The sequence below is a fragment of the Streptosporangium sp. NPDC051022 genome (genome assembly GCF_040683035.1).
In the GTDB taxonomy this organism is placed as follows: domain Bacteria; phylum Actinomycetota; class Actinomycetes; order Streptosporangiales; family Streptosporangiaceae; genus Streptosporangium.
Genome location: NZ_JBFBCF010000002.1, coordinates 571,852 through 597,352, shown reverse-complemented (window position 1 = coordinate 597,352; position 25,501 = coordinate 571,852). Strand labels below are relative to the sequence as shown.

Sequence of the window (25,501 nt, the reverse complement as noted above, 5' to 3'; positions counted from 1 at the left end):
CGGCCCGCACCCGGTGCACGGGGTGCGGGCCGTGACCCGGCTAGAAGCCGGCCGTGATCTTGGTGAACTCCCAGTCGGCCTGCGCGACGCCGCTGCAGTTCTCCTGGACGCCACCGCCGGGGCAGGGACGGTCACGGTTGACCGACCAGAACGCCAGGCGGGTCAGACCCTTGGACTTGGCGTAGTCGGTGATCTGCTGCCAGGTCGCCGGGCTGGTCACCTCCTGCTGGTCGGACAGGCCGTTCATGCCGGAGATGCCCATGTGGGCGTAGGCCTGCGCGTCGGTCCAGCCGTTGGCGGACTTCAGCGCGTTCTTCAGGCCCTCGGCCGCGTTGACCGTGCTCTGGTACATGTTCGCGCCGCCGCTGAAGTCGAACGGCATGATCGTGTAGTTGTCGATCGGCACGGACAGCGCCTTGGCCTGGTTGATCAGGCGGACACCGTGGGAGGTCGGGCCGGTGGTCGCGGTACCGAAGGTCACGACGACCTTGACGTTCGGGTTGGCGGCCTTGACGATCTTGAGGCCGTTCAGGATGCGGTCCTGGACGGTGTAGTTCTCGAACTCGTCGGTGTTCTCGATGTCGAAGTCGACGACGGCCGGGCCGACCGCGTCGATGACCTTCTGCACGGCGCCGGCGAAGGCCTGCGGGGTGGAGCAGTTCGGGCCGAGCTTGTTGCCGCTCCAGCCGCCGAAGGAGATCTGGACGCTGCCGCCCGCGGCCTTGACCGCGTTGATCGCGGTCTGGTCGGCGCCACCGGTCAGCGGACGCTGGCCGTCCCAGGCCGGGTTGCAGCCGTTCTGGGCAAGGATGAACGCCATCGTGAAGGACTTGATGCCGGTGGCGTTCATGACGGTGGAGACGCTCGGCGGGTTGCCCCAGCCGGTGTAGTAGTACGGTGCGCCGGGCATCTTGGCCGGGTCGGGGTTGGTGCAGCCGGTGGTCTTGCCGGCGACCGAGCCGCTGGCGGCGGACTCGCCCTGGGCGTTGTAGGCCTTGACCGTGTAGCTGTGCGTCTCACAGGTGCCCAGGCCGGAGATCGTCGCCGAGGTACCGGTGACGGTCGCCTTCACCGTGCTGCCCTCGTAGACCCGGTAACCGGTCACGGTGCCGGACGAGGCGCCCCACGACAGCGAGATCGCGGAGTCCGTGCTGCCGGTCACCAGCGGCACTCCGGGGGTGCCGGGGACGCCGGTGGTGCAGCCGGTGGTGGTGCCGGTGACCGCCGCGCTGGCGGTGGACTCGCCCTGGGCGTTGTAGGCCTTGACCGTGTAGGTGTGGCCCTCGCAGGTGCCCAGGCCGGAGATCGTCGCCGAGGTACCGGTGACGGTCGCCTTCACCGTGCTGCCCTCGTAGACCCGGTAACCGGTCACGGTGCCGCTCGACGCGCCCCACGACAGCGAGATCGCGGAGTCCGTGGTGGTGGCCACCGTCGGGTTGCCCGGCGTGCCGGGAACCTGCTCGACCGGACCGCCGCCGCAGTCGGCGCCGTTGACCTTGCAGTTGGACGGGGTCCCCGCGGCGGGCGAGGCGATGAAGCCGAAGCTCACGCTGCTCCCGGCCGGGACGCTGCCGTTCCAGCCGACGTTGCTCAGCGTGAAGTGGGTGCCGCTCTTGGTCAGGGTGGCGTCCCAGGCGGAGCTGACGTTGCCGCCCGCGGGCAGGTCGAACTCGACCTTCCAGTTGCTCAGGGCCGCGCCGCTGTCGTTCTTGATCGTGTATTTGCCTTCGAAGGCCGACCCCCAGCTGGAGGTCTTGGTGAAGGTCGCCGTCACCCCGGCCGCCTGGGCCGGCGTGGTGGCGAGTAGTACGCCCGACGCGGCGATGGCCGCCGCGGCGAGGATACGCAAAGAACGCATGTTCCCTCCGGGGGGAAGAGGTGCGAAGTGAGGTCGGACATTGGGGGGTGTCACTTCGTTGTGACGAGGTATGGCCCGCGCCCCGGGGGCGGAAGACGCGGGCCGTACCGGTTGTGCTCCCTGGAGGTCGTCCTAGGGAAGAGTGGCGAGGTGCGGCTTGACGGTCTTGGAGAAGTTCCAGTTGTTGCTGGCGTCCCAGTTGATCGACCAGGTCATGGCACCCCGGATGCCCGGGTAGGCGTTCGGCGGCACGAAGCTGCCGCAGTTGGTCTTGGTGGCCAGGCAGGTCAGCGCCTGGTTCACCATGGAGGGGGAGACGATGCCGCCGCCGGCGGCGCCGGGGCCCGCGGGCAGGCCGAGCGCGACCTGGTCGGGGCGCAGGCCGTTCTCCAGCTGGATGCAGGCCAGCGCGGTCATGAAGTTGACCGTGCCCTGGGAGTAGGCGGCCATCTTGTCGCAGCCGAGCATCGAGCCGGAGTTGTAGTACTGCGTGTGGACGACGGTGAGGATGTCCTTGATGTTCAGCGCGAGCTTGAAGTACTCCGCGCCCGTCGACTGCATGTCGATCGTCTGCGGCGCCATGGTGATGATCAGGTCGGTGCCCGCCTTGGCGCGCAGCGACCGCAGGGCCTGGCCCATGTAGGTGGAGCTGAGGCCGTTCTCCAGGTCGATGTCGACGCCGTCGAAGCCGTAGCTCTGCATGATCGCGTAGACGCTGTCGGCGAACTTGGTCGCCGCGGTGGCGCTGGCGACCTGGACGCGGCCCTTCTCACCGCCGACCGAGAGGATGACCTTCTGGCCCCGCGAGTGGAGGGTCTGCACGTCGGCCTTGAACTGGGCGTCGGTGTAGCCGCCCAGGCCGGCCGACAGGCCCGGGTCGACGCCGAAGACGACCTCACCCGCGGTCGAGGAGGCCTCGCCGAAGGAGACGGCGACCAGGTCGTACTCCCTGGGCACCGAGGCGAGCTTGAGCAGCTTGGCGGCCGCGTTGTCGAAGTTGTGCCAGTAGCCGGTGAGGAAGTGCTTGGGCAGCTGGGTGGTGGTGCAGCCGGTCGTGGTGGCGGTGGCCGGGTCGCTCTTCGGACCCTCGCCGACCGAGTTGTAGGCCGCGACCGTGTAGGTGTGCTGCTCACAGGTGCCCAGGCCGGAGATCGTCGTCGAGGTGCCGGTGACGGTCGCCTTCAGCGTCGTGCCCTCGTAGACCTTGTACCCGAGTATCGAGCCGGTGACGGCGTTCCACGACAGCGCGACGCTGTTGGCGCCGCCGGTCGCGGTGAGCCCGCCCGCCTTGTCGGGGAGTCCGTTGGTGCAGTTGTTCGTGGTGGCGCTGGCCGGGTCGCTCTTCGGACCCTCGCCGACCGAGTTGTAGGCCACGACCGTGTAGGTGTGCGACTCGCAGTCGCCCAGACCGGAGATCGTCGTCGAGGTGCCGGTGACCGTGGCCCGCAGGGTCGTGCCCTCGTACACCTTGTAGCCGGTCACGGTGCCGCTCGCGGCGCCCCACGACAGGGCGATGCCGTTCCGGCCGCCCGTCGCGGTCAGCGTGCCCGGCTTGCCCGGGGCGGTCTCGGTGCTGCCGCCACCGCAGTCGGCGCCGTTGAGCTTGCAGTTCAGCGGCAGGGAGTTGGCCCCGCCCGGGGTGCCGAGGAAGCCGAAGCTCACGCTGCTGCCGACCGGGACGCTGCCGTTCCAGCCGACGTTGGTGAAGGTGACGTGCTGACCGCTCTTGGTCAGGGTGGCGTCCCAGAAGGAGCCGACGCTGACCCCCGCGGGGAGGTCGAACTCGACCTTCCAGCTGCTCAGGGCCGCGCTGCTGTCGTTCTTGATCGTGTACTTGCCCTCGAAACCGGAGCCCCAGTCGCCGACCTTGACGAAGGTCGCGGTGGCCGAGGCGGCCTGTGCGGGCGGCGCGACCACCGTCGCCGCGGCGGCCAGGGCCGCGACGGCGACGAACGATCGAGCGATGACGCGAAATCTCACGTTGACCTCATGCATTCGGTGGGGGGTGGCCGTACGGCTCGCGCCCCAATTGGGGGGTGCTCCTCGGCAGGCAGCGAGGAGGCGGGGCGCAAGCCGTACGGCGGGTAGGGCGCTGTCCCGGGGCCGCAGGAAGGCCGGGACCTCGCCGTGGATCAGCGCAGGCCGTCGCGCGGGGCGGCGGGAGAACCACCGCCCGCGGAGGCCTTGAGGAGCGGAACGTCGGTGCCGCGGGCCTGTACGGGCGAGCGCTCGGCGCCCGGTACGGCCTGCGCGACCGCACCGTTGCGGTCCAGGGAAGCGAGAAGGTGACGCCGGCCGTCGCGAAGCGGCGCGGTGTCCTGGAGAAAGCCGAAGATGACGCTCGCCATGGGGTCGAATTCGACTTTCCGGCCCGCCGGAACCGCGACGGTGTCATTCTTGGGGGTGTACCTGCCCTTGGAGGACCCCTCTCTCCCGCTGGAGGACGTGGCGAGAGCCGCCCTGGCGGCGGTGCCGCGCGGCGGAAGCGCCTCGGAGAGGGGGCTTGCAAGCTCAGTCAGAACGAGTAAGGGAAGGGTACGCCGCATGATCGCTCCCATGAAGGGAAAACCTGAGGGATGATGGCGTCCGGACCGTCGGACCTTCACGAAGCGACGACTGCCGCCTCAGCGTTGTCGCAGCTCGCAATCACCCGAAACGGGGGCGGGCGCACCATGGTCATCCACCTTTCTCATTTCTTTTAGGAAAGTTTCCTAAGAGTTGTCGCGATCGTAGCCTTGACAGAGATCCGCCACAAGGCCCAAAAGCTCCGGGATTCAACGATCCAGCTAGGCACGTTCCAAATTCCGCCGTCTTTCTCCCGCGCGGAGGTGCGGACGTGGCCGCCGGGAGGCGAGTTGAGGATGAAACCCGAGGGAGAGGCCCGTGAAAACGCCCCCGCCGCCGAGTCGGCGACGGGGGCGAGGAACGGTCTCGGCCTTCGATCCCGCGGGGTTTCCTGACTACCCCAGAACCTGGGAGAGCGGTTTGCGTGCCAGATCCGGCACTTCCGCGTCATGGGCCGCATAGCCGACCGGGAACAGGATGTAGGGCCGCTCGTTGGCCGGCCGCTCGCAGATTTCGGTCAGGAAGGCCATCGGGTTGGGGGTGTGGGTGAGTGTGGACAGCCCCATCTCGTGCAGCGCGGCGATGAAGAACCCGCAGGCGATGCCGACGCTCTCGTTGACGTAGTAGTGCTTGACGCGGGTGCCGTCGGGGCGGACGCCGTACTTCTCGGCGAAGCAGATCACCAGCCACGGCACCGTTTCGAGGTAACTCTTGTCCGAGGTGGTCTCCAGGTGGGCCAGCGCCTCGCGCCACTCGGGGGTCAGCCGTCCGCCCTCGTAGTTCTGCCGCTCCTCGGCCTCGGCCGCCTCCCTGATGCGCCGCCTGGTCTCGGGGTCGCCGACGACGATGAACTTCCACGGCTGCTGGTGGGCTCCCGACGGCGCGGTGTTCGCGGCGCTGATCGCCAGTTCGACGCACTCTCGCGGCACCGGCTCGTCACTGAAGAAACGCACGCTCCGGCGCAGATCCATGTGCTCGTAGAACTTCCGGCCCCGCTCGACCATCTCGGCCTCCGGGTAGCGCACGGGCCGGTAGGGAACGAACGGGTGGGAATGCTCGCGTGCCATTTTGCCTCCATCTTTTCCATAAATGTCATATATGCAGGCGTAGTCTGAATCGCAGCTACAAGCTGGGCAACACACCTGCCGGTTCACTGCCAGATCGTCAGTGCCGGGCACGGCGTGCACTCCGGAGGTGGGCAGATTGGCAGCTCGGCGGAACGGGCTGGACGACCTCGACCGTAAGGTGCTCCATCTGATCAGGGAACGTCCCCGGACCGGCCTGCTGGAGATCGCCCGGCTTCTCGGCGTCGCCAGGGGCACCGTCCAGGCCCGCCTCGACCGGATGGTCGCCGACGGTGTGATCACCGACTTCGGGCCCAACCTCTCCCCCACCGCTCTTGGCTACCCGGTGCAGGCGTTCACCACGCTGGAGGTCGAGCAGGTCTCCCGCGCCGAGATCTCCGCCGCGCTGGAGGCGATCCCCGAGGTCCTGGAGGCCTACATCGTCACCGGTCCGGGCGATGTCTGGTGCCGGATCGCGGGCCGCGACCACGAGCACATCCAGCAGATCATCGACGACGCCCTGGCCATCCCGGGAGTACGGCGCAGCAGCACGGTGATCACGCTGTCCACCGTGGTCCCGCATCGGGTCCAGCCACTGGCCGACAACCGCTGACCCGGCGAGCCGCCGGGGCCCTCACCGGGCCGTCACGCCACCGGGCGCTCACCGCTCCGGTTCCACCGGTAGAGGAGGAGTCCCGTCCCGCCGAAGAGGAGGACCGAGAAGACCGAGTTCGAGGCGATGCCGAACAGCGCGTCGCCGTGTCCCTCGAAGCTCAGGTGACCGTTGAGCAGGAGCGGGGTCGCGAGCGCGTTACTGACCGTGTGGAACACCACACCGGGCCAGATCGAGCCGGTCCGCACGCGCATCTCACCGTAGAGGACGGCCAGCGCCATCAGGCCCACGAGGAAGACCGGCAGGTACCACGACCACGGCAGCGTCGTGGTCCGGCGGAGGTCCGCCTGGGACATCCAGACCGTGTACAGCGGAAGGTGCCACAGCCCCCAGACCAGCCCGACGAGCATGTGCGGGGCCAGGCCGCGCAGGCCGAGGGCCATCGCGGTACGCGTGCCGTAGCCGCGGAAGACGAACTCCTCCAGCAGGTTCTTGACCAGCAGGAAGCCGAGCGTGGTGGCGAAGGCGACGAGGAGGGGCGGTTCGCCGGGGCGCGGGGTGAGGGAGAACGTCGCGGCGCCGGTGGCCGCCGCCGCCACCACCAGGACCGCGGTCACGGCCGGGGCGAGCACCGTCGCGAACGCGAACCAGCGGGTCCGGTGCGCGAACCGCAGTGTGAGCCCCAGGGGCCCCGCGCCGTCCCGGCTGAGGAAGTGGAGGGCGAGCGCGACCAGTGCCGGGACGGCGATCCACAGTCCCTGCCCGCTCGTGCCACCGCTCGCGGACGTCACGCTCCCGGTGCCGGCGCTCTGCCCGGTGGCCCGGTCCAGGGCGACGAAGAGCCAGCCGCCGCCGACGGTGACGGCCGCGAAGACGGCGAAGTTGATCCGGGCGCGAAGAGGCGAGACCGGACGGCGCCGCTCCGCGACGCTCACAGGATCGGCCGACGTGGTCATCGTGACTCTCCGTTCGCGGGGGTGTCCTCAAGCAGGGCGAGCGCTTCGTCGACCCAGGCGATGACGGCTTCGGCGCCGTGTCTGCCGGCGGAGACGGTCGTCAGCATGTACGGCAGGTCCGCGGAGCCCTTCTCCTCGACGGAGAGCGTGCGGGCCAGGCCGTCGTATTCGGCCAGCCTCCGTCCGGCGTCCGCCTTCGCCTCCAGCAGCAGCTCCCGGCACTTCCGCGCGCCCAGGGTCCGGCCGAAGAACAGGCGCAGCAGGAGTCCGTCCCGCGGAGGCACCGCCGTGATCGGCTCGCTCAGCAGTTCGTACAGGCGTGTGGCGCCGGAGTCGGTGATGACGAAGGTCGACGAGCCGGCGCGCGGCCCCTCGCGCCGTTCCACATGGCCCTGCCGCTCGAGGACGCCGAGCGTCGGATAGATCTGCCCGAAGCTCTCGCTCCAGAAATGCCCGAGCACGTCCCGGATGGCCTCCCGCAGCGCGTAGGCCGTCATCGGCTGCATGCTCAGCGCCCCCAGGATCGCCGTCTCCGTCTGACTCCGCCGTGCCATCGACACCTCCCTCTCCCCACATTCTCTCTGCCAGATATATCTAACAGATAGACCAGGGAAGGGCAATCCACCGGCTCGTGGAGATCGAAGGGCCCTCCCCCGTCCGATCCGGCCCCCCGGCCTCCGAACCCCCGACGGTCACGAACACGCCGAAGGCGGGCGGTCACCGCACTCGGTCAGAGGAGGTTTCGCGACTTCACGTCATTGAGGAAAACATCCCATTCCTCCGAGGTGAAAACGAGGGCCGGGCCGGCGGGGTTCTTGCTGTCGCGCACAGCGACGACTCCGGGAAGACCGGGAATGCCGGTGGCGACCTCGACGCAGTTACCGCCGCTTCCACCGCTGAGGGAACTCTTCCGCCACGCGGCCCGCGAGAGATCCGGCCCGATCAGAGTTTCTGCTTCCACTGGTCCCTCATTTCCTTGATCATCTCCAGTGACTGTCCCGGGCGATACGCCTCCGCCCGAATCCTGTCGTATCTGGCCAGAACAGCGCCCACCAAGTCATGCTCCGCCGACACTTCCCCCACACCGGCCGACTCCACGGACACGACGGTCGGCGCGTCGGGTAGTTCGGCGAGCGCGAATCCGGACATCAGCCCTGCCGTACACGGCGAATCGTGGGGAACGAGTTGCAGTTTCACATTCTGGCGACCGGCGACGGTCACAAGATGGTCGAGTTGTTCGTACATGACCTCGGGCCCGCCTATCTGACGGCGGAGCACCCATTCGTCGACGAGCACCCAGAGGGCGGGCGGGCTGTCCCTGCGCAGCACCAGCTGACGGCGCATGCGGGCGCTGATCTGCTCCTCGACCTCCCGTTCCGAGGCGGCCAGATCACCGCGAAAGACAAAACGCGCATAACTCTCAATCTGCAACAATCCAGGGACCAGCAGCGGATCCCAGCTCCGCAGTACATGGGCCCGCGGCTCGATCTCGTCGGACCACCTGAGGAACCACTGCGGCCCCACGGGAGAGGTGATGTTCCGGCAGAGACGGGCGAAAAGGTCGCCCGTCTTGAAAATCTCGTCGCACCGCGCGGCCAGTTCGGCCCTGGGCTTCCGGCTGCCTATCTCCATGTGCCCCACAAGCGATGACGAGACCCCCAGTCGCGCGCCGAGCCTGGACTGGGAAAGGCCCGCCTCATTGCGCACCCGCGCCAGTTCGCGGCCGAATCGCTGAACCGGCGTCAGGCGTGGATCGAAATCGTCGGTCATGCTCACCTCTCGCACGTGCACCCGCGACACGACGGTCTCCATTGACCAATCGGTTACCAATAGGTACCCCATGCGGGAGCCTTTGTCATCAGAATGTCCGCGCCCCTCGGCGGTGGATTCCCCCCATCCACCGGCATTCCGGAAATCCGAAAGTCCATTCCGGCGAGCCATGATGATAATGCGGTAATTCACCGGAGATAGCGGAGTCATCATGACAAGCGAAAAAAGCCTGCTTTGCCGGATGAAGTGGCCGCCCAACCGGTACGGCGAAGCCACGGCCCCGGAGAGCGCCGACGAGGCCGGACGGAGACCCGACGAGACACGGCGATACACGGCGAGACACCGCGAGACACCGCGAGACACGGAGACAAGGCGGGGCACGACGAGACGGGACGAGACAGGAGGCGAGGACGCGGCGAGACGGGCGGGGTCCGGCGCGGCACGCCGCACCGGACCCCTCTCCCCTCTGACGCGCCCCTCCTAGGCGACGCTGAACCCGCTGAACAGCAGGAGTGCCAGCCCGAGGGCGACCACCACGTTGACCGCGGTCGCGGCGGCGAAGACCCCCACGGGACGCCAGCCGGCCTCCCTGAGCGAGGCCACCCTGAACTCCAGGCCGATGCTGACGAACGCCAGGATCAGGAACCAGACGCGCAGATCGTTGATCTCGCCGATGGTCGCCTTCCCCGTGGCCGCGCTCACCGTGGTCAGCCACCAGGTGGCGATCACGGAGGCCGCGACGAAGCCGAGCACGAACTTCGGGAAACGCCGCCAGAACTCCCCGGGACCCGGCCGGCTCGCGTCGGCGCGGCGCTCGACCCGGAAGGCGAAGTAGGCGGTCAGCCCGATGGTCACGATGCCGATCAGCGCGTTCTGGGTCACCTTGACGATGCTCGCGACCGCCAGCGCGTTGTCCCCGACGATCGCGCCGGCGGCGGTCACCGCGGCGGTGGTGTCGATGTTGCCGCCGATCCACGCCCCGGCCACCTCGGGACTGAGCCCGAACACGCTCGCCAGCCAGGGCAGGATGAAGATGGACGGCAGCGCGAAGGCGATCACCAGGCTGGCGCTGTAGGCGAGTTGCTCGCGCCTGGCCTGTACGGCGCCCGCCGCCGCGATGGCCGCGCTCACCCCGCAGATCGACACCGCGGCCGACAGCAGCGCGCGGAGCCTGTCGTCCAGGCCGAGCCTGCCGCCGAGCCACCAGGTGAACAGGAACACCGTGGTGATCAGCACGATCGCCTGGACGATCGCGGGCCCGGCGGCGGTGACGATCACCTTGAGGTTGATCGAGGCGCCCAGCAGGACCAGGCCCGTCTTGATGAAGAACTCGGTCCGGAAGCCTCCCGACAGCCGGTCGCGCACCCCGGTCGCGGTGAGCACGGCGTTGCCGAGCAGCCCGATGACGATCGCGTAGACCGGATACTCGATCGCGGCGGCGACGTTCTCAAGCGCGGTGCCCTTGAGCAGGGCGGGGACGTTCTGGTCCAGGTAACGGGTCACCGCGGCCAGCAGCAGGACGACCAGGACGCCGAGCAGCGCCCCCACCGGCCCCGCTCCCGCTCCCGGCGTCGGCGCGGCCCCGACCGGGGCCTCTCTCCTCTTCTCTGTGCTCATCAGGGCACCAGCCCGACGGGGATCACCCCGGTGAGGACCAGCACCACCAGCACCAGACCGACGACCGTGGCCGCCCAGTCCTCGTTGATCGCCGTCCGGCCCTCGGGCGCGGTTGGGGGACCTGTCTCGCTCATCTCACGACCTCACTCGTCCTACGGCACCCCCCGAGCATTTTCATGGTAATTCGATAGGAATTAAAGGTAAACACCTTCCCTGGCGGCGGCTCGCGATGCGCGGCGACGGCCTGGAAAGGGTGACGACCCGGGCACATGACGACGGCCTGGAAAGGGTGACGACCCGGGCACATGGTGACGGTCCAGACGCGCGGTGGCGGCCCGGATGCGCGGCGAGGGCCCGAGAAGCCATACCGGGAGGCGGGAGAAGGCCCGCGGGGGGTACCGTGTGGTGCATCTCGCAACATCGCATGGAGCATCGCTATGTTCTTCGGCATCACCGACATATGGACCTATGTCATCGGCGCCTTCCTCATCATCCTGCTGCCCGGCCCGAACTCGCTCTATGTGCTCACCACCGCCGCGCAGCGCGGGGTGCGACAGGGATACCGCGCCGCGGCGGGGGTCTTCATCGGTGACACCGTCCTGATGGTGCTCGCGGCGGCCGGGGTCGCCTCGCTCCTGAGGTCGACGCCGATCCTCTTCAACGTCGTCAAGTACGCCGGAGCCGGCTACCTCGCGTGGATCGGCTTCCAGATGCTCCGCGGGGCCTGGCGCTCGTGGCGGACGCCCGCGGCGGCACAGGCCGCTCCCGCACCGCAGCGCAGCGCGGAGAACCCCCTCCGCAAGGCCCTGGTGATCAGCCTGATGAACCCCAAGGCGATCCTGTTCTTCATCTCGTTCTTCATCCAGTTCGTCGACCCGGCCTACGGCGCGCCCGTGCTGTCCTTCCTGATCCTGGGCACCATCTGCCAGCTGTTCAGCGTGCTCTACCTGTCCGCGCTGATCTTCGGCGGGACCTTCCTCGCCAACCAGTTCCGCGCACGCCGCAAGCTGGCGGCCGGGCTGACCAGCGGGGTCGGCGCGCTGTTCATCGGTTTCGGCGCGAGGCTGGCCACCGCGACGCTCGGATAGGCGCGGACACCGGCCGTCGCGGCACACGGGCAGGCGTGGAAGACCGCCACGCCCCCCGATCGGCCGCGGAGGCCGGGCCGCGTGGCACACGGCCGGGGCCGGGGACCGGGGCTATCGCGCCGTCTGGTTCACCTTGATCGCCACGCTGACGAGCGAGAGGAACAGCTCGGCGTCGGCCCTGCCGTCGATGGTCATGGTCACCCACCCGGCGGTGCTGCCGGGGGTGACCCGCCTGCAGTCGGTGAGCACCCGGGCCCACCGGTCGATCACGTCGGTGGTGAGCAGCAGCTCGGCGGTGTGGTCCCCCGGCATCCTGACGATCTCCCGGCCGCTGGCCCGGAAGCCCAGCCCCCTGCGGGTACGTTTCAGCGCCAGGTCTGGCCAGCCGATGAGCTGGGCCGCCACATTCGCAACACCCTCGGTCGACCGGCCGGACGTGTGTGCGCGTACTGCCATGTTTGAATCGTCGCGGACTTGACCGCATCGGGAAAGCTTCCGTTTCCGAACCGTTATACCGTTCCCACGATCCTTGGCATCTTTCCCGAGCTTCGCCCGCGACGGAGTGTCCGCGCCTCCTGCTGGGCCGTGACGAGCGGATCCCCGGCAGGCGGCGTACCGCAGCCGCGGGATCCGGCCCCGCGTCGCCGCGTCATACGGCAACGGACCGGAAACCGCACCCGGCCATACGGCATCGGCAGGTATAGCGAAGGCATGCATTCGGCTCGGGTACGGTAAGGGGCCGGTCAAGCCGGGGTGCCTCTCCGGCACGCCGGCACGGCGAAAGCCCACACGACAGACCCGATATGTCCGGCACCCCCACCTCCGGGGAGGCGCGGAAGCCCTCAGCGCCGGTCATTCCACCGTCCCGTGGAGCGTCATGAGCCATGTACCCGTCGCCCTCCCCCGCCTCACCGCCCTGCTCCGGCAGGCGGTGCCGAAGCTGCTCGAGGGCGTGGTCGCCCCCCTGGCCGTCTTCTACGCCGCCCTGGCCGTCCTCGGTCTCAACGGCGCCCTGATCGCGGCGGTGAGCTGGGTGTACGCGGGGGTGGCCTGGCGGCTGATCCGGCGGGTGCGGGTGCCCGGGACGATGGTCCTGGCCGCCATCGCGATCACCGTCCGGGCGTTGCTCGCGCTGTGGAGCGGAAGCGCGGTGGTCTACTTCCTCCAGCCCGAGCTCGGCACGATCTGCATCAGCATGGCCTTTCTGGCCTCGGTACGGCTCAACCGCCCGCTGGCGCAGAAGCTGACCCTCGACTACATCCACCTGCCCTCGGCGGTGCTGAGGCACGAGCGTGTCCGCCGGTTCTTCGCCCGGATCACCCTGCTGTGGGCCTTCGTCCTGCTGGCCAACTCCTCGGTGAGCATCTGGCTCCTGCTCCACCAGTCGATCGGCACCTACCTGCTGGTCCGCACCTCGGTCGTGGCCCTGATCAGCGGCCTGGCGGCGGCCGTCTCCGTCTACGCCTTCCGGCGGGTGCTGCGCCGCCTGCACCACGACCCGGCTCCCGCCGCCCTGACCGCCTGACCCCGCGCGCCCCGGAGGTAGCGGCCGGCCGGAACATCCCGGTCGGCCCGGCCGGTTCTCCACCCCTGACACGACGCGGCCTCATGCCCGTCACCTCCGCGATGTCACAAAGTGACCCGGGCGACACGTCTCGGCCGTACGGAGGACGGGCACCCCTGCCGAAAGTAGGGGGTCACGGCAGCCGAATGCGGGATGTGCGGGATTCCCCTCGCTTCCTATGGTCGATGTGATGGACCCCTGAGGGATCTCAGGGATCTGCCCCGAAAACTTGGGGGCCCGCCCCCGATGCCCGGATTCAGATAGCTCGTCACCGTGCTGTAAGCGGGTTCCCCACACCTACAGGAGCACAGCGTGACCCAGGCCATTCTCGACGCCGTTCACCAGGCGATGTCCTCGCCCTGGATATACCTGGCGCTGTTCGCGCTGGCGATGCTCGACGGGTTCTTCCCTGTGGTGCCCGCCGAGACGTCCGTCATCACGGCGGGCGTGTTCGCCGCCTCGACCGGTGCCCCCAACCTCGCGCTGGTGATCGCGGTGGCGGCGCTGGGCGCGTTCGCCGGCGACCACATCTCCTACGCCATCGGGCGGACCACCAACCACCGGCTGCGCAGCGGCAGACGCAGCGGCAAGGCGATCGCCTGGGCCGAACGGGCCCTGGCCCAGCGGGGCGGGCTGGTCCTGGTCGTGGCCCGCTACATCCCGGCGGGCAGGACCGCCTGCACCCTCACCATGGGCGCGGTCGCCTACCCCCGGCGCGCGTTCGCCTTCTTCGACGCCGTCGCGGCCCTCTCGTGGGCGGTCTACTCGGGGCTGATCGGCTACGTGGGCGGCGCGGCCTTCGAGAACGACCCGATCAAGGGCCTGCTGCTCGGTCTCGGCATCGCGCTGTCGATCACCGCGGTGGTGGAGATCGTCCGGCACGTCCGGGGACGCCGTACCGCGGGCACCGCCGCCCCCGTCGGCGCCGACGAGCCGCGGCCGGTCGCCGTCAGGGCCCGTGACTGAGCACCACCCCGCACCGCCGCGCGGAAGCCCGGACAGCGCGCGGTCAGGCGGGGATCCGGAGGGCGCGTCCCCGCGTGGGGCCCGAGACGCCCGGCGAAGCCGGTGAACCCGGCGGGCCTGGCCGGAGGCGCCGCGCGGCGCTCATGCCCTCCTCCAGATCAGGGTGTGCCACCTGCCGCCCTCGGGGGCGGCCAGGACGAGCCGGTCGTCGTCGAAGTTCATCTCGCGGATCTGGGTGGTGCCGGCGAAGGCGGGGTTGAGCGCCGCCTCGATGTCGTGGGCCACGTGGCCGTCGCGGATCTCGTAGCGGCCGGAATAGCAGAAGAACGAGGTGAACGCCCCCGCCAGCGCCTCCGCGGATGCCTTGCGAGGGTCGGCCTCGGGCAGGGGCGGACGCCCCGCGCGCGCGATGGTCACGCTCATGTGGCCGTCGGAGGTATAGCAGAGCAGGCCGATCGCGTCTCGGCCGAAGGGGTGGGAGGCGCGTCCGTCGGGACGGGTGATCCGCCACTCGATCAGCCGCCATGCTCCGACCAGATCCATGCCCGCGAAACTACGATAGGCGAAGCCAGCGGGTCAACAGTCCCCGATCCGGATCCCGGGGAATTCCCCGGGAAGTCAGGGAGAACCCTGATGGCTTCGGCGTCCGTGTCACGGGACGCTGCCAGTGGTCCCCCGAAAGACCCCATCCGGACGCCTATTTGAGGCGTATCGGCCATCTCGCCATGTCTTCATCTGCTTTGGGAGGAGTGTGCATGACCGTGTTGGCCGCAGGCCTGGCACTGCTGGGATCGCTGTTCTTCGCACTCGGAGCCGCACTGCAGCAGGCCGAGGCGACGGACGCGGAGCGGCCCACGCTACGACACCTGTTCCGGCGTCCCAGGTGGCTGCTCGGTGGCCTCGCCATCGGAGTGGGCACCGCGCTGCACGTCCTCGCACTGAGGTACGGCCCGCTCACCGTCGTCCAGCCGATGGGCGTGGCCAGCCTGCTGTTCGCCCTGCCCTGCGCCGCCGCCCTGGGGCGCCGCAGGCCGGAGCCGAGCGAGCTGACCGCCGCAGCGGTGATCGCCATCGGGCTCATCGGCCTGGTGCTGGCCATCCCCCCGCACACCGGCGATCCGCATCTCAGCACCGGAGGGGCGGTGACCCTGCTCGCGGGGGCGGCCACCGTCGCCTTCATCCTGTGGGGCGTCGCCCGGCAGGCCCCGCCCGCCGGACGGGCGGGCCTGCTCGCCATGGCGGCGGGCGTGCTGTACGGGGCCACCGCCACCCTCACCAGGGTCGTGGTCTACGGGAACTGGGAGATCTGGTTCATGCTCGCCGTCCCGCTGCCCGCTCTGATCGCGCTGGCCCTGCTGCAGCGCGCCTACGCCGTCGGCCACTTCGGCGTCGCCTTCGCCGCGCTCCAGGTGGCCGACCCCCTCACCGCCGTCGCGTTCGGGGCACTACTGCTCAACGAACCGCTGCCGACCGGCCTGGCGAGCACGCTGACCGCGCTGGCCGCGGGGGCGCTCACCATCGCCGGCACCGTCGCGCTGGCGCGCACCACTCCGCTGTCCCCCACTACTCGATAGCTCGACGAACGGAGTACCGATGGTCATGTCAGCCGCCCCGATCCTCGCTCCCGACACCGTCCCCACGCGTCCGCGGCGGATCATGATAGCCACCGACACCTACCCTCCGGACGTGAACGGCACCGCCTATTTCACCTATCGGCTGGCGTGCGGGCTGGCCGAGCGGGGCAACGAGGTCCACGTGGTCTGCGTCTCGGACACCGGATCCGCGAGGACCGACCAGGTCGACGGGGTGACCGTGCACCGCTTACGCTCGGCGCGGCTGGTGGTCCACCCGACCATGCGCTTTTCGGTGCCCACCCGGCTGGACCAGCTGGTCGGCGCGATCACCCCGGACGTGGTCCACGTCCAGGGACACTTCGTGATCGGCCGGGCCGCGATCGCGGCCGCCCGGCGCGGCGGCGTTCCGGTGGTCGCGACCAACCACTTCATGCCGGACAACCTCTTCCAGTTCGCGCATGTCCCGGGGCCGCTGCGCGCGCAGGCGGCCAAGCTGGCCTGGCGGGACTTCAACCGGATCTTCTCCCGGGTCGACCGGGTGACCACGCCGACCAAGATCGCCGCCGGGCTGCTCACCGGCAGGCGGTTCACCCGCACGGTCGAGGCGGTCTCCTGCGGCATCGACCTCGAACGCTTCCAGCCGCGTGCCGAACCGAAGTCGTGGGCGCGCAAGGCCTTCGACCTGCCCGACCGGGACACCGTGCTGTTCGTGGGGCGGCTGGACGAGGAGAAGCGGCTCGACGAGCTCGTCCGCGCCCTGCCGTACCTCCTCAACGACACCGACGCGCAGCTCGCGCTGGTGGGCAGCGGGGGGCAGCGGGAGGTGCTGGAAAAGCTGGCGCGCCGGATCGGGGTGGAGGACCGGGTGTTCTTCCTCGGGTTCGTGCCCGACGAGGCGATTCCCCAGGTCTACGCCGCGGGTGACGTGTTCGCCATGCCCAGCATCGCCGAGCTGCAGAGCATCGCGACCCTGGAGGCGATGGCCACCGGCCTGCCGGTGGTGGCCGCCGACGCGATGGCGCTGCCCCATCTCGTACGGCCCGGCGAGAACGGCTGGCTCTTCCGCCCCGGTGACGTGCGGGGGCTCGCCGGCCACCTGCGCGACCTGCTCGGCTCCCCGCAGACGCGCGCCGCCATGGGGGCGGTCAGCCGCGCGATCGCGATGACCCACGACCACCAGGCGTCCCTCGCCAGATTCGAGGCGATCTACCGGGAAGTGGCGCGGTGAAAGCGGGCTCCCCGGGCAGAGACGCCGTCAACGGAAGCCCTGTGAGTGGAGGCACTGTGAACGAAGGGGCGGCGACCGGAGCGGACGCGGACGTGAACCGTACGGCCGGGGAGCCTGCGGCCAGGCGCTCCACGGCCGGAGGGATCACGGCCGGGAGCGTCGGAGGTATCGGAGAGTCCGTGAGCGGACGCTCCGCGGCCGGGTATCCCCCGGGGAGCATGCCGCGCTGGCCGGGGATGGCCGGCGCGGTCCTCGCCCTGACCGCGACGTCCTACGCGCACGTGGCCGCCGCCGGGCAGGTGAACCCGATGAACACCGTGATCAGCGACTACGCGCTGCTCGACACCAGCGCCTGGGCGATCGTCGGCGGCACGATCGCGCTCGCCCTGGGAGCGGTGTGGGTCGCGTACGGCCTGGCACGGACGGACCCGGTCCGCAGCGCGGCCGCCCGCGTGCTGCTCCTCGCCGGAGCCCTGGGGCTGCTGCTCACCGCGGTCTTCACCACGGACGCGGCACCGGGCGTCACCTCGGTCGGCGGCGAGATCCACCGCTGGTCGGCGGCCGTGGTCTTCACCGCGCTGCCCTGCGCGGGCTGGATGCTCGGCAGGCGGTTCGGGAACCCGGCGCTGTCGGCGGCCAGCGTGCTGTCGATCGCGCTCCTCGCGGCGTTCCTGGCCGCCCATCCGGGTTCGCTGCCCTCGGCCCTGATCGACGGCCCCGACTACTACGGACTGGTCCAGCGCCTGCTGGTGCTGGGCGACGCGGCCGTGGTCTTCCTCGCCGCGCGCGCCCTGGGCGACCGGCCCGCCGGGGAAACGCTCCTCGCCTTCCCCGGGCGCCCCGCCACGGGTGTCCCCGCCTCCGCCCAGCCGTCCGCGGGCGACGTCCCTCATCCCCGCGAGCCGCTCGGCCTCGGTCCCGCGTGACCAGGAGCTCCGGCCAAGTCCGGAGCTCACCGCGCTCGCCCCTCTCACCTGCGGAAAGGCCTTTTTTATTGGGGGAGACGGCATATCCCACGTACCGGGCCTCGCTTTACCTACGCTAACGTAGGTTACGGTTCCGTAGTCTGTGAGGGAGAGGCCGTATGCGCGAGTTCAGTCAGACCGAGCTGCTGCTTGAGCTTGAGCCAGTCGTCGCCGGGGAGCTGGACCGGCATCACAAGGTGGCCAAGGAGTGGTTCCCGCACGAGTACGTCCCGTGGTCCGAGGGCAGGGACTACGACGGCGTGTTCGGCGGCGACGCCTGGGTCGAGACTGACTCCACGATCCCCGAGGAGGCACGGGTCTCCCTCATCGTCAACCTGCTGACCGAGGACAACCTCCCCAGCTACCACTACGAGATCGCCACCGCCTTCGGCCGCGACGCCGCCTGGGGCACCTGGGTCCACCGGTGGACCGCCGAGGAGGGCCGGCACGGCACCGCCATCCGCGACTATCTGACGGTCACCCGCGCGGTCGACCCGGTCGCGTTGGAGCGTGCCCGCATGTTCCACATGGAGGAGGGGTTCAGCAACACCTACGAGGGCGTGCTCCACTCGCTGGCCTACGTCTCCTTCCAGGAGCTGGCCACCCGCATCTCCCACCGCAACACCGGCAAGGCCTCCGGGGACCCGAACTGCGAGCGGCTGCTCGCCAAGATCGCCGCCGACGAGAACCTGCACATGCTCTTCTACCGCAACCTGCTCAACGCGGCCTTCCAGCTCACCCCGAGCCAGACGATGCGCGCCGTCACCGACGTGGTGACCACCTTCCAGATGCCCGGCACCGGGATCCAGGGCTTCAGCCGCAAGGCGATGACCATCGCCAACGCCGGAATCTACGACCTGCGCCTCCACATCGACGACGTCCTCATGCCGGTCCTGCGCCAGTGGGCCGTCTTCGACATGAAGGACCTCGACGGCGAGGGCGAGAAGGCCCGTGAGGAGCTCGCCGAGTTCCTCGCCCGTCTCGAGGTCTCCGCCTCCCGCTTCGTCGAGCGCCGCGAAGCCCGCCGCGCCCGCCAGGCCGCCACCTCCTGAGCGCTCTCTCCGGCCGTTCGCCGGACGCCTCGCGCCGGGCCCTCCGGCGTCGGGACCTTTCCGTCCTCCCGGGTCCGCCGCCGGGAACCGCTCACCCGAGCGGCTCCCGGACCGCCGGACCGGGAGCGCCGACGGGCCTGCGCAGCCGTACCTCCTCGGCGACGTAACCCAGGGCGCGATAGAACCCGAGAGCCTGCCGGTTGGCCGCCCCGGTCTCCAGCACCACGTTCTCCAGACCGCGGTCACGCGCCCACCCTTCGGCCGCGGCCACCAGAGCCCGCCCGGCACCCCGCCCGGTCGCATCGGGGGCGACGGCGAGCTCGCCGATGTATCCGTCCAGCTGCCCGGTGAAGTGCGCGCGTACGGTGACGGTCACGAACCCGGCCACACGGCCGTCGCACTCGGCCACGAACACCCCGGCGTCTCCCCGGGCGGCGCGCTCCAGCGAGCCCGTCACCCAGCCGACGACGGCCTCGGCGACCGCCCCCGCCTCACGCCACGCCGCGACCCCCTCGGTGAGCCGGGGCGCCAGGGCCAGAACCTCGTCACGGTCTCCGGCACGGTACGGCCGGACCACGATCCGCCTGCGTTCGGTCTCCATGAACGCACACTCCCACCGGGACCCCGCCATAAAAAAGTGCGATTCGCGGCACCCGCCTCCATCGCGCCCGTGACCGTCCTACCTCCGCCACATCCGTGACGACCCCACTTTCACCGCGTTCGCGCCGCCCGCCTTCACCGCGCCCGTGACCGTCCGGGCGCCGGTACGGCGGGCGGCGAAGCGGGGCGGATCGACGCCGACGGGCGGCGCCCGGCCCGGTCAACGTTCCCGGTCTTCCCGGTCGCGGCACCTACTTCCGAGTCGCGGCACCTAGCTCTTCGCGAGGTCGGACAGCGGGACCGACAGGTCGGTGAGACGGGCCGGGTCGACGGCCGCGCCGCCGCGGATCAGTGCCTGCACCGGCGCGATGCCGTCGTCCCACTGGTTGACGTGCATCCCCGCCACGACACGGCCCTCCGCGAGCCAGAAGGCGTAGAACGACTGCGCCTCCAGGTCCCCGCGGACGGCGACGGAGTCGTATCCGCCGGGCGCGAACCAGCCGGAGAACTCCATGCCGACGTCGTACTGATCGGTAAAGAAGTAGGGCGGCCTGTCGTAGACGACGTCCTGCCCGAGCATGGCCTTACCGGCGGTCAGGCCGCCGTTGAGCGCGTTGGCCCAGTGCTCGACGCGGATGCGGGTGCCGTAGAGCGGGTTGAAGGCGTTGGCCACGTCGCCCGCGGCGTAGACGTCGGGATCCTCGGTGCGCAGGGACCGGTCGACGACGATGCCGTTGTCGACGGCCAGGCCCGACAGCACGGCGAGCTCGACGTTGGGCAGCACGCCCGCCCCCACGATCACCGCGTCGGCCGGGATCTCGGCGCCGTCGTCGGTCACCACCGCGCGGAGCCGCCTCTCCCCGCCGAGGAAGGCGGTCACCTGCCGCCCGAACCGCAGGTCGACCCCGTGCCGCCGGTGGACGTCGGCGAAGAAGGCGCCCATCTCGGGGCCGAGCGAGGCCCGCAACGGCACCGGCTGCGGCTCGACGACGGTCACCTCGCAGCCGTACTCCCGCGCGGCGGCCGCGGTCTCCAGACCGATCCATCCGGCCCCCACGACGACGATCCGGCCACCGCCCCGGATGGTCTCACGGAGCCGTTCCGAGTCTTCGAGGCTGCGAAGGTAGTGGATTCCCTCCAGCTGGACGCCCGGCACGTCGAGCCGGCGCGGGGAGGCACCCGTGACGAGCAGCAGCTTGTCGTAGTCGAGCCGCCCGCCGCCGTCGAGCTCCAGCCTGCGCGAGCCCCGGTCGAGACCCGTCACCCGGTTGCCGAGCGCCAGCTCGACGGAGTGCTCGCGGTACCAGGTCTCGTCGTGGACGTAGATCTTGGCCTTCTCCTCCTTACCGAGGAGGTAGCCCTTCGACAGCGGAGGGCGCTCGTACGGCAGCTCGGTCTCGGCGCCGACCAGCGTGATCCCGCCGTCGAAGCCTTCCTCCCTCAGGGACTGGGCGGCCTTCGCACCGGCGAGGCCCGCACCGACGATGACGAACGTCTGCTCGGTAGTCATGTCCTCCTTCTTATCCAATTCCCGCCCCGGTTTCGATCACTTGGGAGAACTTGGCCCACGGAGGACGACCTCTCCGGGCGTGTCTCCGCTCTCACAGCCGTTCCTCCGGAACACGCCCGTCGCCGATCTCCCCCACCGCCGGCCATCCGGACCAGGTCCGTCGCCCACACCCGCCGTCCCCACGTCCCCGGCGGTCCGATCACACGCGTTATTTCATCACTTGTTGACTTCCTGCTCACGTGGATTTACCGTTGCGGAAACGCACTGATTACAGTCATGCGAGGAGTTGTTCCGTGGACGGCCTGGAGCGCGACCGCCTCACCGGCGTCGCCGGCGGTCTCGGGCGGCTCCGCCCCCGGTCCCGTCCCCAGCCGCTGCGTGAATCCGAGGCGACAAGCCGATGCCCAGCACTCCGCTGATCCTGAAATTCGATGACATCGGGGCGGAGACCCTGCCCCTCGTCGGCGGCAAAGCCGCCAACCTCGGGGTGCTCACCGCGGCCGGGCTCCCCGTCCCGCCCGGCCTGTGCCTGACCACGGAGGCCTACCGCAGGGTGACCGAGGGGGCCGGTCTGGACGACGTGTTCGACGCCCTGGCCGCGACCCCCGCCACAGACGTCGCGACCCTGAACGGCCTGGCGGCCCGGGCCCGCGAGCTCGTGCTGTCCGCCCCCGTCCCCGGCGACATCGCCGACGCCGTACGGCGCAGCGCGCACGGCCCCGTCGCGGTCCGTTCCTCCGCGACCGCCGAGGACCTGCCGCACGCCAGCTTCGCCGGACAGCAGGACACCTACCTCAACGTGATCGGCGACGACGCCGTGCTGGAGGCGGTCAGGCGCTGCTGGGCCTCGCTGTGGACCGACAGGGCGGTGGCCTACCGGGCGGCCAACGGCATCGACCACCGGACCGTCCTGCTGGCCGTCGTGATCCAGGAGATGGTGCAGTCCGAGGTCGCCGGGGTGATGTTCACCGCCAACCCGGTCACCGGGCGGCGGCACGAGGCGGTGATCGACGCCGCCCACGGGCTCGGCGAGGCCGTGGTCTCCGGCGCGGTCAACCCCGACCGCTTCGTGGTGGACATCGCGACCGGCCGGATCACCGAGCGGCGCCCGGGTGACAAGCTGCTGGCCGTACGGTCGCTGCCCGGGGGCGGTGTCGAGCGTGTGGAGAACCCGGCCGGCGCCTCGGCCGCGGAGCGGGCCTGCGTCACCGACGACCAGGTCAGGGCGCTGGCCGCGCTGGGCGGACGGGTCGAGGAGCACTACGGCGCCCCGCAGGACACCGAGTGGGCCATCGACGCCGACGGCACACTGTGGCTGACCCAGTCCCGCCCGATCACCACCCTCTTCCCCGTCCCCCGGCACTCCGCGCGGGAGGCGGAGCCGGACGGCACCCGGATCTACTTCTCCGTCAACGTGGCGCAGGGCGTCTACGCGCCCTTCACCCCGATGGGCGTCTCGGCCTTCCGGCTGCTGTCGTCGGCGGGCGCCGGGATGTTCGGATTCCCCGTGGCCGGGACGGCGGCCGGCAGGGCGGAGGGGGTCCCCCAGATCGCCGAGGCCGGGGGAAGGCTGTTCTTCGACATCACCGGGCTCGTGCGCAGCCGGGCCGGCCGGACGGTCATGCCTCGCGTGTTCGACGTGATGGAGGCGAGGTCGGCCGTGGTGGTGCGCGGCCTGTTCGACGACCCCCGCTTCGGGGTGACCCAGCGCTCGGTACGGCCCGCCCTGCGCCGCTTCCTCCGGGTCGCGTCCCGGTTCCGGATTCCCTCGCGCGCCGTACAGGCCGTGCTGCGCCCCGCGGCGGCACGCGAGCGGCTGGAGCGGCTGGGATCACAGCTGCGGGAGCGGCTGGCGCCCCTGCCCGGGACCGCCACGTCGCTGGAGCGGCTCGACCGGGTGGAGCGGATGCTGGGCGTCCACGCCGTCACCGTGCTCCCCCGGATCGTGCCGGGACCGGCGGCCGGGTTCGCCATGCTGGGCCTGGCCGCGTGGCTCCTCGGCGAGCACGCCGGGCCGGGAGAGATCTCGACCGTGCTGCGCGGGCTGCCGCACAACGTGACCACCGAGATGGACCTGGCCCTGTGGCGTCTGGCGACCCGGATCCGCACGGACGCGGACGCCGCCGCCCTGCTGCTGGGCACCCCCGCGGCGGAGCTCGCCGGGCGTTTCGGCGACGGATCGCTGCCGGAGACGGTGCAGCGGGGACTGCGGGAGTTCCTGTCGGTCTACGGTGACCGGGCGGTGGGTGAGATCGACCTCGGGGTGCCCCGCTGGTCGGAGGATCCCACGCACATCATCGGCGTGCTGGCCAACTACCTCCGCCTGGAGGACCCGGCACCGGCCCCCGACGCCCTGTTCGCCCGGGGCACCGCCGAGGCCACAAAGATGATCAGAGATCTGAGCTCCCGCGTGGGCGGCCCGCGCGGCGTGGTCATTCGTTTCGCCCTCGGCCGGGCACGGGCCCTGGCCGGTCTCCGCGAGCTGCCCAAGTTCTCCATGGTGACCGTCCTGGCGGCGATGCGCGCCGAGCTGAGGACCGTCGGCGCCGATCTGGCCGCCCGCGGCCTCGTCGACTCCCCCGGCGACGTCTTCTTCCTGACGGTGCGGGAGGTCAGGACCGCCCTGACCGCTCCCTCTTCTTCGGGCTCGTCGGACCCGTCCTTCTCGGAGGGCGGACTGCGGGCGCTCGTCTCCCGGCGGCGCGAGGACGCCGCCCGCGAGCGGCGGCGCAGGCACCTGCCCCGGATCGTGCTGTCGGACGGCACCGAACCGGAGGCCGTCGCCTCGGCGGTGCCGGTGGACGGCGCGCTGACCGGCACCTCCGCCTCGGCGGGCACCGTCACCGGGATCGCCCGGGTGGTGCTCGACCCGGTCGGCGCCCACCTCGATCCGGGTGAGATCCTGGTCTGCCCCTCGACCGACCCCGGCTGGACCCCGCTGTTCCTCACCGCGGGCGGCCTGGTGATGGAGATGGGCGGCGCGAACTCGCACGGCGCGGTGGTCGCCCGCGAGTACGGCATCCCCGCGGTGGTCGGCGTCGCCCACGCGACCGAGCACATCGTCACCGGTCAGAGGATCACGGTCGACGGCACCTCGGGAGTGGTGGTCGCCGCCGCGGGGTCCGCCCCCGCCCGCAACGCGGGTTCCTCCTCCGTCTCCGATCCTGCCCACGAGGCCGCCGACGACCAGCCCCCCGGCTAGCCGGTGGTGACCGTCCTGGTCGCGGTGCGCGCGACAGGCGGCACGGCGAGCCCGGCCAGCGCGAAGACCACTCCGAACAGCGCCCACCCCGTCTCTCCCCAGGCGATCACGACGGTGGTGAGCAGGGCGGGCGCGAGGATGTTCGCGAGCTGGTAGCCCATCCCGTAGAACCCCTGGTACTGCCCGAGCGCGTAAGCCGGGGCGAGCTCGTAGGACAGGCCCCACGATCCCGCGGCCTGGAGCAGCTCTCCCACGACGTGGGCGAGCGCGCCCGCGGCCAGCACCGTGACCGCGACCCACTCGGACCGGCCGGCGGAGGCGGCGAACAACAGGCAGGAGACGAGGAGGGCCAGCCCTGAGCGGCGCTGCGCGCGCGCCGCGCCCTCGATGTTCTCGGTTCCCCGGCTGAAACGGACCTGCAGGAGGGTGACGGCGACGGTGTTGAGCATCATCATCACCCCCACCGTCGCCGTGGGGGCGGTGGTGCGCTCGACGACCCAGATCGGGATCGACACGGTCAGCAGGCCGCCGTGTACGGACAGCACCCCGTTCAGCAGGGCGAGCAGTGCGTAGGGGCGGTCGCGCAGCACCGCCCACACGGGTTCGTCAGCGGCCTGTACGGGTGTCCGGGCGGCGGGAACCTTGAGGGTCAGCAGCGCCCCGGCCAGGTAGCAGACCGAGCACCCGAAGATCATCGTCAGGTACACGGGCCGGGTGCCGTAGTGGAGGGCGACCGCCGCGCCCAGCCCTCCGACCGACCAGCCCACGTTCGTGACGGCACGGAGGTAGGCCCTGGCCTGGACCCGCCTGTCCGGGGGGACGGCCACGCCGATCAGGGCACTGCGCGCGGTCTGCTCGGCGGCCTCGGCGAAGGTCGCCAGACCCGCCGTGAGCACGAAGCCCGCGAAGCCGTCCACGACGACGTAGCCACAGGTGAGGACGGCGCCGGCCGCGGAGAACGCGACGGTGACGCCGCGCGGGCCGAACCGGTCGGCGAGACGCCCCGCGGGCAGGCCGCCGAGAAGCCCGGCGGCGGAGGCGATCGACAGGCCGAGACCCACCTCGACCGCCGACATGCCGGCCGAGGAGGTGAAGTAGATCACGCTGATCGTGATGAACAGGCCCCGCCCGACCGTCCTGAAGGCGGTCGCCCAGGTGAGCGCCGTCACCGGGCCCGGCTCGGGGAGCAGTGCCGCCAGGGGCGGCCAACCGGCACTCCTCCTCTCCGCCACCCGCACCGGGTCACCCGCACGGCGTTCCCCGTCAAGCGTCACAGCGATCCCCCCGCACCACGCTTCCCGCCCCCTCG

24 protein-coding genes are annotated in these 25,501 nt (G+C 70.7%); 9 read left to right on the top strand and 15 right to left on the bottom strand.

All coding sequences use genetic code 11. From position 1 onward, the window contains the following. Nucleotides 1-40: 40 nt before the first annotated feature. The 4 genes from AB0N02_RS06695 to AB0N02_RS06680 form a co-directional block, all read right to left on the bottom strand. Nucleotides 41-1,858, bottom strand: coding sequence for a cellulose binding domain-containing protein (locus AB0N02_RS06695; protein WP_363943393.1), 1,818 nt, complete (start codon nucleotides 1,856-1,858; stop codon nucleotides 41-43). A 132-nt stretch (nucleotides 1,859-1,990) separates the two neighbouring features. Next, entirely contained in the window at nucleotides 1,991-3,838 is a 1,848-nt protein-coding gene (locus AB0N02_RS06690) for a cellulose binding domain-containing protein (protein WP_363943391.1), read from the bottom strand. A gap of 152 nt (nucleotides 3,839-3,990) precedes the next feature. Further along, nucleotides 3,991-4,206, bottom strand: a complete 216-nt coding sequence (locus AB0N02_RS06685) for a hypothetical protein (RefSeq protein ID WP_363943389.1) — start codon at nucleotides 4,204-4,206, stop codon at nucleotides 3,991-3,993. Nucleotides 4,207-4,818: 612 nt separating this feature from the next. After that, entirely contained in the window at nucleotides 4,819-5,490 is a 672-nt protein-coding gene (locus AB0N02_RS06680; RefSeq protein ID WP_363943387.1) for a nitroreductase family protein, read from the bottom strand. A 136-nt stretch (nucleotides 5,491-5,626) separates the two neighbouring features. On the opposite strand from AB0N02_RS06680, the gene AB0N02_RS06675 reads away from it, so the two are divergent. Then, a complete protein-coding gene (locus AB0N02_RS06675; RefSeq protein ID WP_363943385.1) occupies nucleotides 5,627-6,100 on the top strand; it encodes an Lrp/AsnC family transcriptional regulator in 474 nt (157 codons plus the stop codon). 32 nt (nucleotides 6,101-6,132) lie between these two features. Here AB0N02_RS06675 and AB0N02_RS06670 read toward each other — a convergent pair whose 3' ends face one another. From AB0N02_RS06670 to AB0N02_RS06645, 6 genes are all read right to left on the bottom strand, one after another. After that, nucleotides 6,133-7,056, bottom strand: a complete 924-nt coding sequence (locus AB0N02_RS06670) for a CPBP family intramembrane glutamic endopeptidase (protein ID WP_363943384.1) — start codon at nucleotides 7,054-7,056, stop codon at nucleotides 6,133-6,135. Next, nucleotides 7,053-7,610, bottom strand: a complete 558-nt coding sequence (locus AB0N02_RS06665; protein ID WP_363943382.1) for a PadR family transcriptional regulator — start codon at nucleotides 7,608-7,610, stop codon at nucleotides 7,053-7,055. Before AB0N02_RS06665 ends, AB0N02_RS06670 begins: the two co-directional genes overlap by 4 nt. Before the next feature lie 176 nt (nucleotides 7,611-7,786). Next, nucleotides 7,787-8,017, bottom strand: a complete 231-nt coding sequence (locus AB0N02_RS06660) for a DUF397 domain-containing protein (protein ID WP_363943381.1) — start codon at nucleotides 8,015-8,017, stop codon at nucleotides 7,787-7,789. Continuing rightward, entirely contained in the window at nucleotides 7,999-8,826 is an 828-nt protein-coding gene (locus tag AB0N02_RS06655) for a helix-turn-helix transcriptional regulator (RefSeq protein ID WP_363943379.1), read from the bottom strand. Before AB0N02_RS06655 ends, AB0N02_RS06660 begins: the two co-directional genes overlap by 19 nt. Before the next feature lie 480 nt (nucleotides 8,827-9,306). Further along, the gene (locus AB0N02_RS06650) at nucleotides 9,307-10,443 is read right to left on the bottom strand and encodes a putative sulfate exporter family transporter (protein ID WP_363943378.1); all 1,137 of its coding nucleotides are present in this window, start codon (nucleotides 10,441-10,443) and stop codon (nucleotides 9,307-9,309) included. After that, nucleotides 10,443-10,577 (bottom strand): hypothetical protein, encoded by a 135-nt coding sequence (locus AB0N02_RS06645; protein ID WP_363943377.1) that lies wholly within the window; start codon nucleotides 10,575-10,577, stop codon nucleotides 10,443-10,445. The genes AB0N02_RS06650 and AB0N02_RS06645 overlap by 1 nt, the downstream gene beginning before the upstream one ends. Before the next feature lie 303 nt (nucleotides 10,578-10,880). Here AB0N02_RS06645 and leuE point away from each other — a divergent pair, with 303 nt between their 5' ends. Continuing rightward, complete coding sequence (gene leuE, locus AB0N02_RS06640; protein WP_363943376.1) at nucleotides 10,881-11,531, top strand: leucine efflux protein LeuE; 651 nt, start codon at nucleotides 10,881-10,883, stop codon at nucleotides 11,529-11,531. Between the two features lie 111 nt (nucleotides 11,532-11,642). On the opposite strand, the gene AB0N02_RS06635 is transcribed toward leuE, so the two are convergent. Further along, on the bottom strand, nucleotides 11,643-11,987 hold the full coding sequence (locus AB0N02_RS06635) for a luciferase family protein (RefSeq protein ID WP_363943375.1): 345 nt from the start codon (nucleotides 11,985-11,987) through the stop codon (nucleotides 11,643-11,645). Between the two features lie 421 nt (nucleotides 11,988-12,408). Between AB0N02_RS06635 and AB0N02_RS06630 the strand changes: the two genes are divergently transcribed. Further along, nucleotides 12,409-13,056: a VC0807 family protein gene (locus tag AB0N02_RS06630; protein ID WP_363943374.1), complete on the top strand. Its 648-nt coding sequence runs from the start codon at nucleotides 12,409-12,411 to the stop codon at nucleotides 13,054-13,056. Nucleotides 13,057-13,407: 351 nt separating this feature from the next. Continuing rightward, a complete protein-coding gene (locus tag AB0N02_RS06625) occupies nucleotides 13,408-14,061 on the top strand; it encodes a DedA family protein (RefSeq protein WP_363943373.1) in 654 nt (217 codons plus the stop codon). A 141-nt stretch (nucleotides 14,062-14,202) separates the two neighbouring features. Here AB0N02_RS06625 and AB0N02_RS06620 read toward each other — a convergent pair whose 3' ends face one another. Continuing rightward, the gene (locus AB0N02_RS06620; protein ID WP_363943372.1) at nucleotides 14,203-14,604 is read right to left on the bottom strand and encodes a lipocalin-like domain-containing protein; all 402 of its coding nucleotides are present in this window, start codon (nucleotides 14,602-14,604) and stop codon (nucleotides 14,203-14,205) included. A 212-nt stretch (nucleotides 14,605-14,816) separates the two neighbouring features. On the opposite strand from AB0N02_RS06620, the gene AB0N02_RS06615 reads away from it, so the two are divergent. The 4 genes from AB0N02_RS06615 to AB0N02_RS06600 all read left to right on the top strand — a co-directional run bounded on the left by AB0N02_RS06615 (nucleotide 14,817) and on the right by AB0N02_RS06600 (nucleotide 18,880). Then, nucleotides 14,817-15,635: a DMT family transporter gene (locus tag AB0N02_RS06615; RefSeq protein ID WP_363943371.1), complete on the top strand. Its 819-nt coding sequence runs from the start codon at nucleotides 14,817-14,819 to the stop codon at nucleotides 15,633-15,635. A gap of 19 nt (nucleotides 15,636-15,654) precedes the next feature. Then, nucleotides 15,655-16,863 (top strand): glycosyltransferase, encoded by a 1,209-nt coding sequence (locus AB0N02_RS06610; RefSeq protein WP_363943370.1) that lies wholly within the window; start codon nucleotides 15,655-15,657, stop codon nucleotides 16,861-16,863. A gap of 179 nt (nucleotides 16,864-17,042) precedes the next feature. Beyond that, nucleotides 17,043-17,789 (top strand): DUF998 domain-containing protein, encoded by a 747-nt coding sequence (locus AB0N02_RS06605; protein ID WP_363943369.1) that lies wholly within the window; start codon nucleotides 17,043-17,045, stop codon nucleotides 17,787-17,789. Nucleotides 17,790-17,947: 158 nt separating this feature from the next. Further along, complete coding sequence (locus tag AB0N02_RS06600) at nucleotides 17,948-18,880, top strand: acyl-ACP desaturase (RefSeq protein WP_363943367.1); 933 nt, start codon at nucleotides 17,948-17,950, stop codon at nucleotides 18,878-18,880. Nucleotides 18,881-18,971: 91 nt separating this feature from the next. Here the strand turns inward: AB0N02_RS06600 and AB0N02_RS06595 are convergent, their stop codons facing one another. Further along, entirely contained in the window at nucleotides 18,972-19,481 is a 510-nt protein-coding gene (locus tag AB0N02_RS06595) for a GNAT family N-acetyltransferase (protein WP_363943365.1), read from the bottom strand. 270 nt (nucleotides 19,482-19,751) lie between these two features. Then, nucleotides 19,752-20,990, bottom strand: a complete 1,239-nt coding sequence (locus AB0N02_RS06590; RefSeq protein WP_363943363.1) for an FAD-dependent oxidoreductase — start codon at nucleotides 20,988-20,990, stop codon at nucleotides 19,752-19,754. A 400-nt stretch (nucleotides 20,991-21,390) separates the two neighbouring features. Here AB0N02_RS06590 and AB0N02_RS06585 point away from each other — a divergent pair, with 400 nt between their 5' ends. Continuing rightward, a complete protein-coding gene (locus AB0N02_RS06585) occupies nucleotides 21,391-24,192 on the top strand; it encodes a PEP/pyruvate-binding domain-containing protein (protein WP_363943361.1) in 2,802 nt (933 codons plus the stop codon). Here the strand turns inward: AB0N02_RS06585 and AB0N02_RS06580 are convergent. Beyond that, nucleotides 24,189-25,466, bottom strand: a complete 1,278-nt coding sequence (locus tag AB0N02_RS06580) for an MFS transporter (protein ID WP_363943360.1) — start codon at nucleotides 25,464-25,466, stop codon at nucleotides 24,189-24,191. The genes AB0N02_RS06585 and AB0N02_RS06580 overlap by 4 nt on opposite strands. Nucleotides 25,467-25,501 lie beyond the last annotated feature (35 nt).

What these genes read in the sequence shown, in the direction of transcription:
- AB0N02_RS06695 (WP_363943393.1), bottom strand. Translation starts at nt 1,858, where the DNA reads ATGCGTTCTTTGCGTATCCTCGCCGCGGCGGCCATCGCCGCGTCGGGC.
- AB0N02_RS06685 (WP_363943389.1), bottom strand. Translation starts at nt 4,206, where the DNA reads ATGGCGAGCGTCATCTTCGGCTTTCTCCAGGACACCGCGCCGCTTCGC.
- AB0N02_RS06680 (WP_363943387.1), bottom strand. Translation starts at nt 5,490, where the DNA reads ATGGCACGCGAGCATTCCCACCCGTTCGTTCCCTACCGGCCCGTGCGC.
- AB0N02_RS06670 (WP_363943384.1), bottom strand. Translation starts at nt 7,056, where the DNA reads ATGACCACGTCGGCCGATCCTGTGAGCGTCGCGGAGCGGCGCCGTCCG.
- AB0N02_RS06665 (WP_363943382.1), bottom strand. Translation starts at nt 7,610, where the DNA reads ATGGCACGGCGGAGTCAGACGGAGACGGCGATCCTGGGGGCGCTGAGC.
- AB0N02_RS06655 (WP_363943379.1), bottom strand. Translation starts at nt 8,826, where the DNA reads ATGACCGACGATTTCGATCCACGCCTGACGCCGGTTCAGCGATTCGGC.
- AB0N02_RS06650 (WP_363943378.1), bottom strand. Translation starts at nt 10,443, where the DNA reads ATGAGCACAGAGAAGAGGAGAGAGGCCCCGGTCGGGGCCGCGCCGACG.
- AB0N02_RS06645 (WP_363943377.1), bottom strand. Translation starts at nt 10,577, where the DNA reads ATGAGCGAGACAGGTCCCCCAACCGCGCCCGAGGGCCGGACGGCGATC.
- leuE (WP_363943376.1), top strand. Translation starts at nt 10,881, where the DNA reads ATGTTCTTCGGCATCACCGACATATGGACCTATGTCATCGGCGCCTTC.
- AB0N02_RS06635 (WP_363943375.1), bottom strand. Translation starts at nt 11,987, where the DNA reads ATGGCAGTACGCGCACACACGTCCGGCCGGTCGACCGAGGGTGTTGCG.
- AB0N02_RS06630 (WP_363943374.1), top strand. Translation starts at nt 12,409, where the DNA reads ATGAGCCATGTACCCGTCGCCCTCCCCCGCCTCACCGCCCTGCTCCGG.
- AB0N02_RS06620 (WP_363943372.1), bottom strand. Translation starts at nt 14,604, where the DNA reads ATGGATCTGGTCGGAGCATGGCGGCTGATCGAGTGGCGGATCACCCGT.
- AB0N02_RS06615 (WP_363943371.1), top strand. Translation starts at nt 14,817, where the DNA reads ATGACCGTGTTGGCCGCAGGCCTGGCACTGCTGGGATCGCTGTTCTTC.
- AB0N02_RS06610 (WP_363943370.1), top strand. Translation starts at nt 15,655, where the DNA reads ATGGTCATGTCAGCCGCCCCGATCCTCGCTCCCGACACCGTCCCCACG.
- AB0N02_RS06600 (WP_363943367.1), top strand. Translation starts at nt 17,948, where the DNA reads ATGCGCGAGTTCAGTCAGACCGAGCTGCTGCTTGAGCTTGAGCCAGTC.
- AB0N02_RS06595 (WP_363943365.1), bottom strand. Translation starts at nt 19,481, where the DNA reads ATGGAGACCGAACGCAGGCGGATCGTGGTCCGGCCGTACCGTGCCGGA.
- AB0N02_RS06590 (WP_363943363.1), bottom strand. Translation starts at nt 20,990, where the DNA reads ATGACTACCGAGCAGACGTTCGTCATCGTCGGTGCGGGCCTCGCCGGT.
- AB0N02_RS06585 (WP_363943361.1), top strand. Translation starts at nt 21,391, where the DNA reads ATGCCCAGCACTCCGCTGATCCTGAAATTCGATGACATCGGGGCGGAG.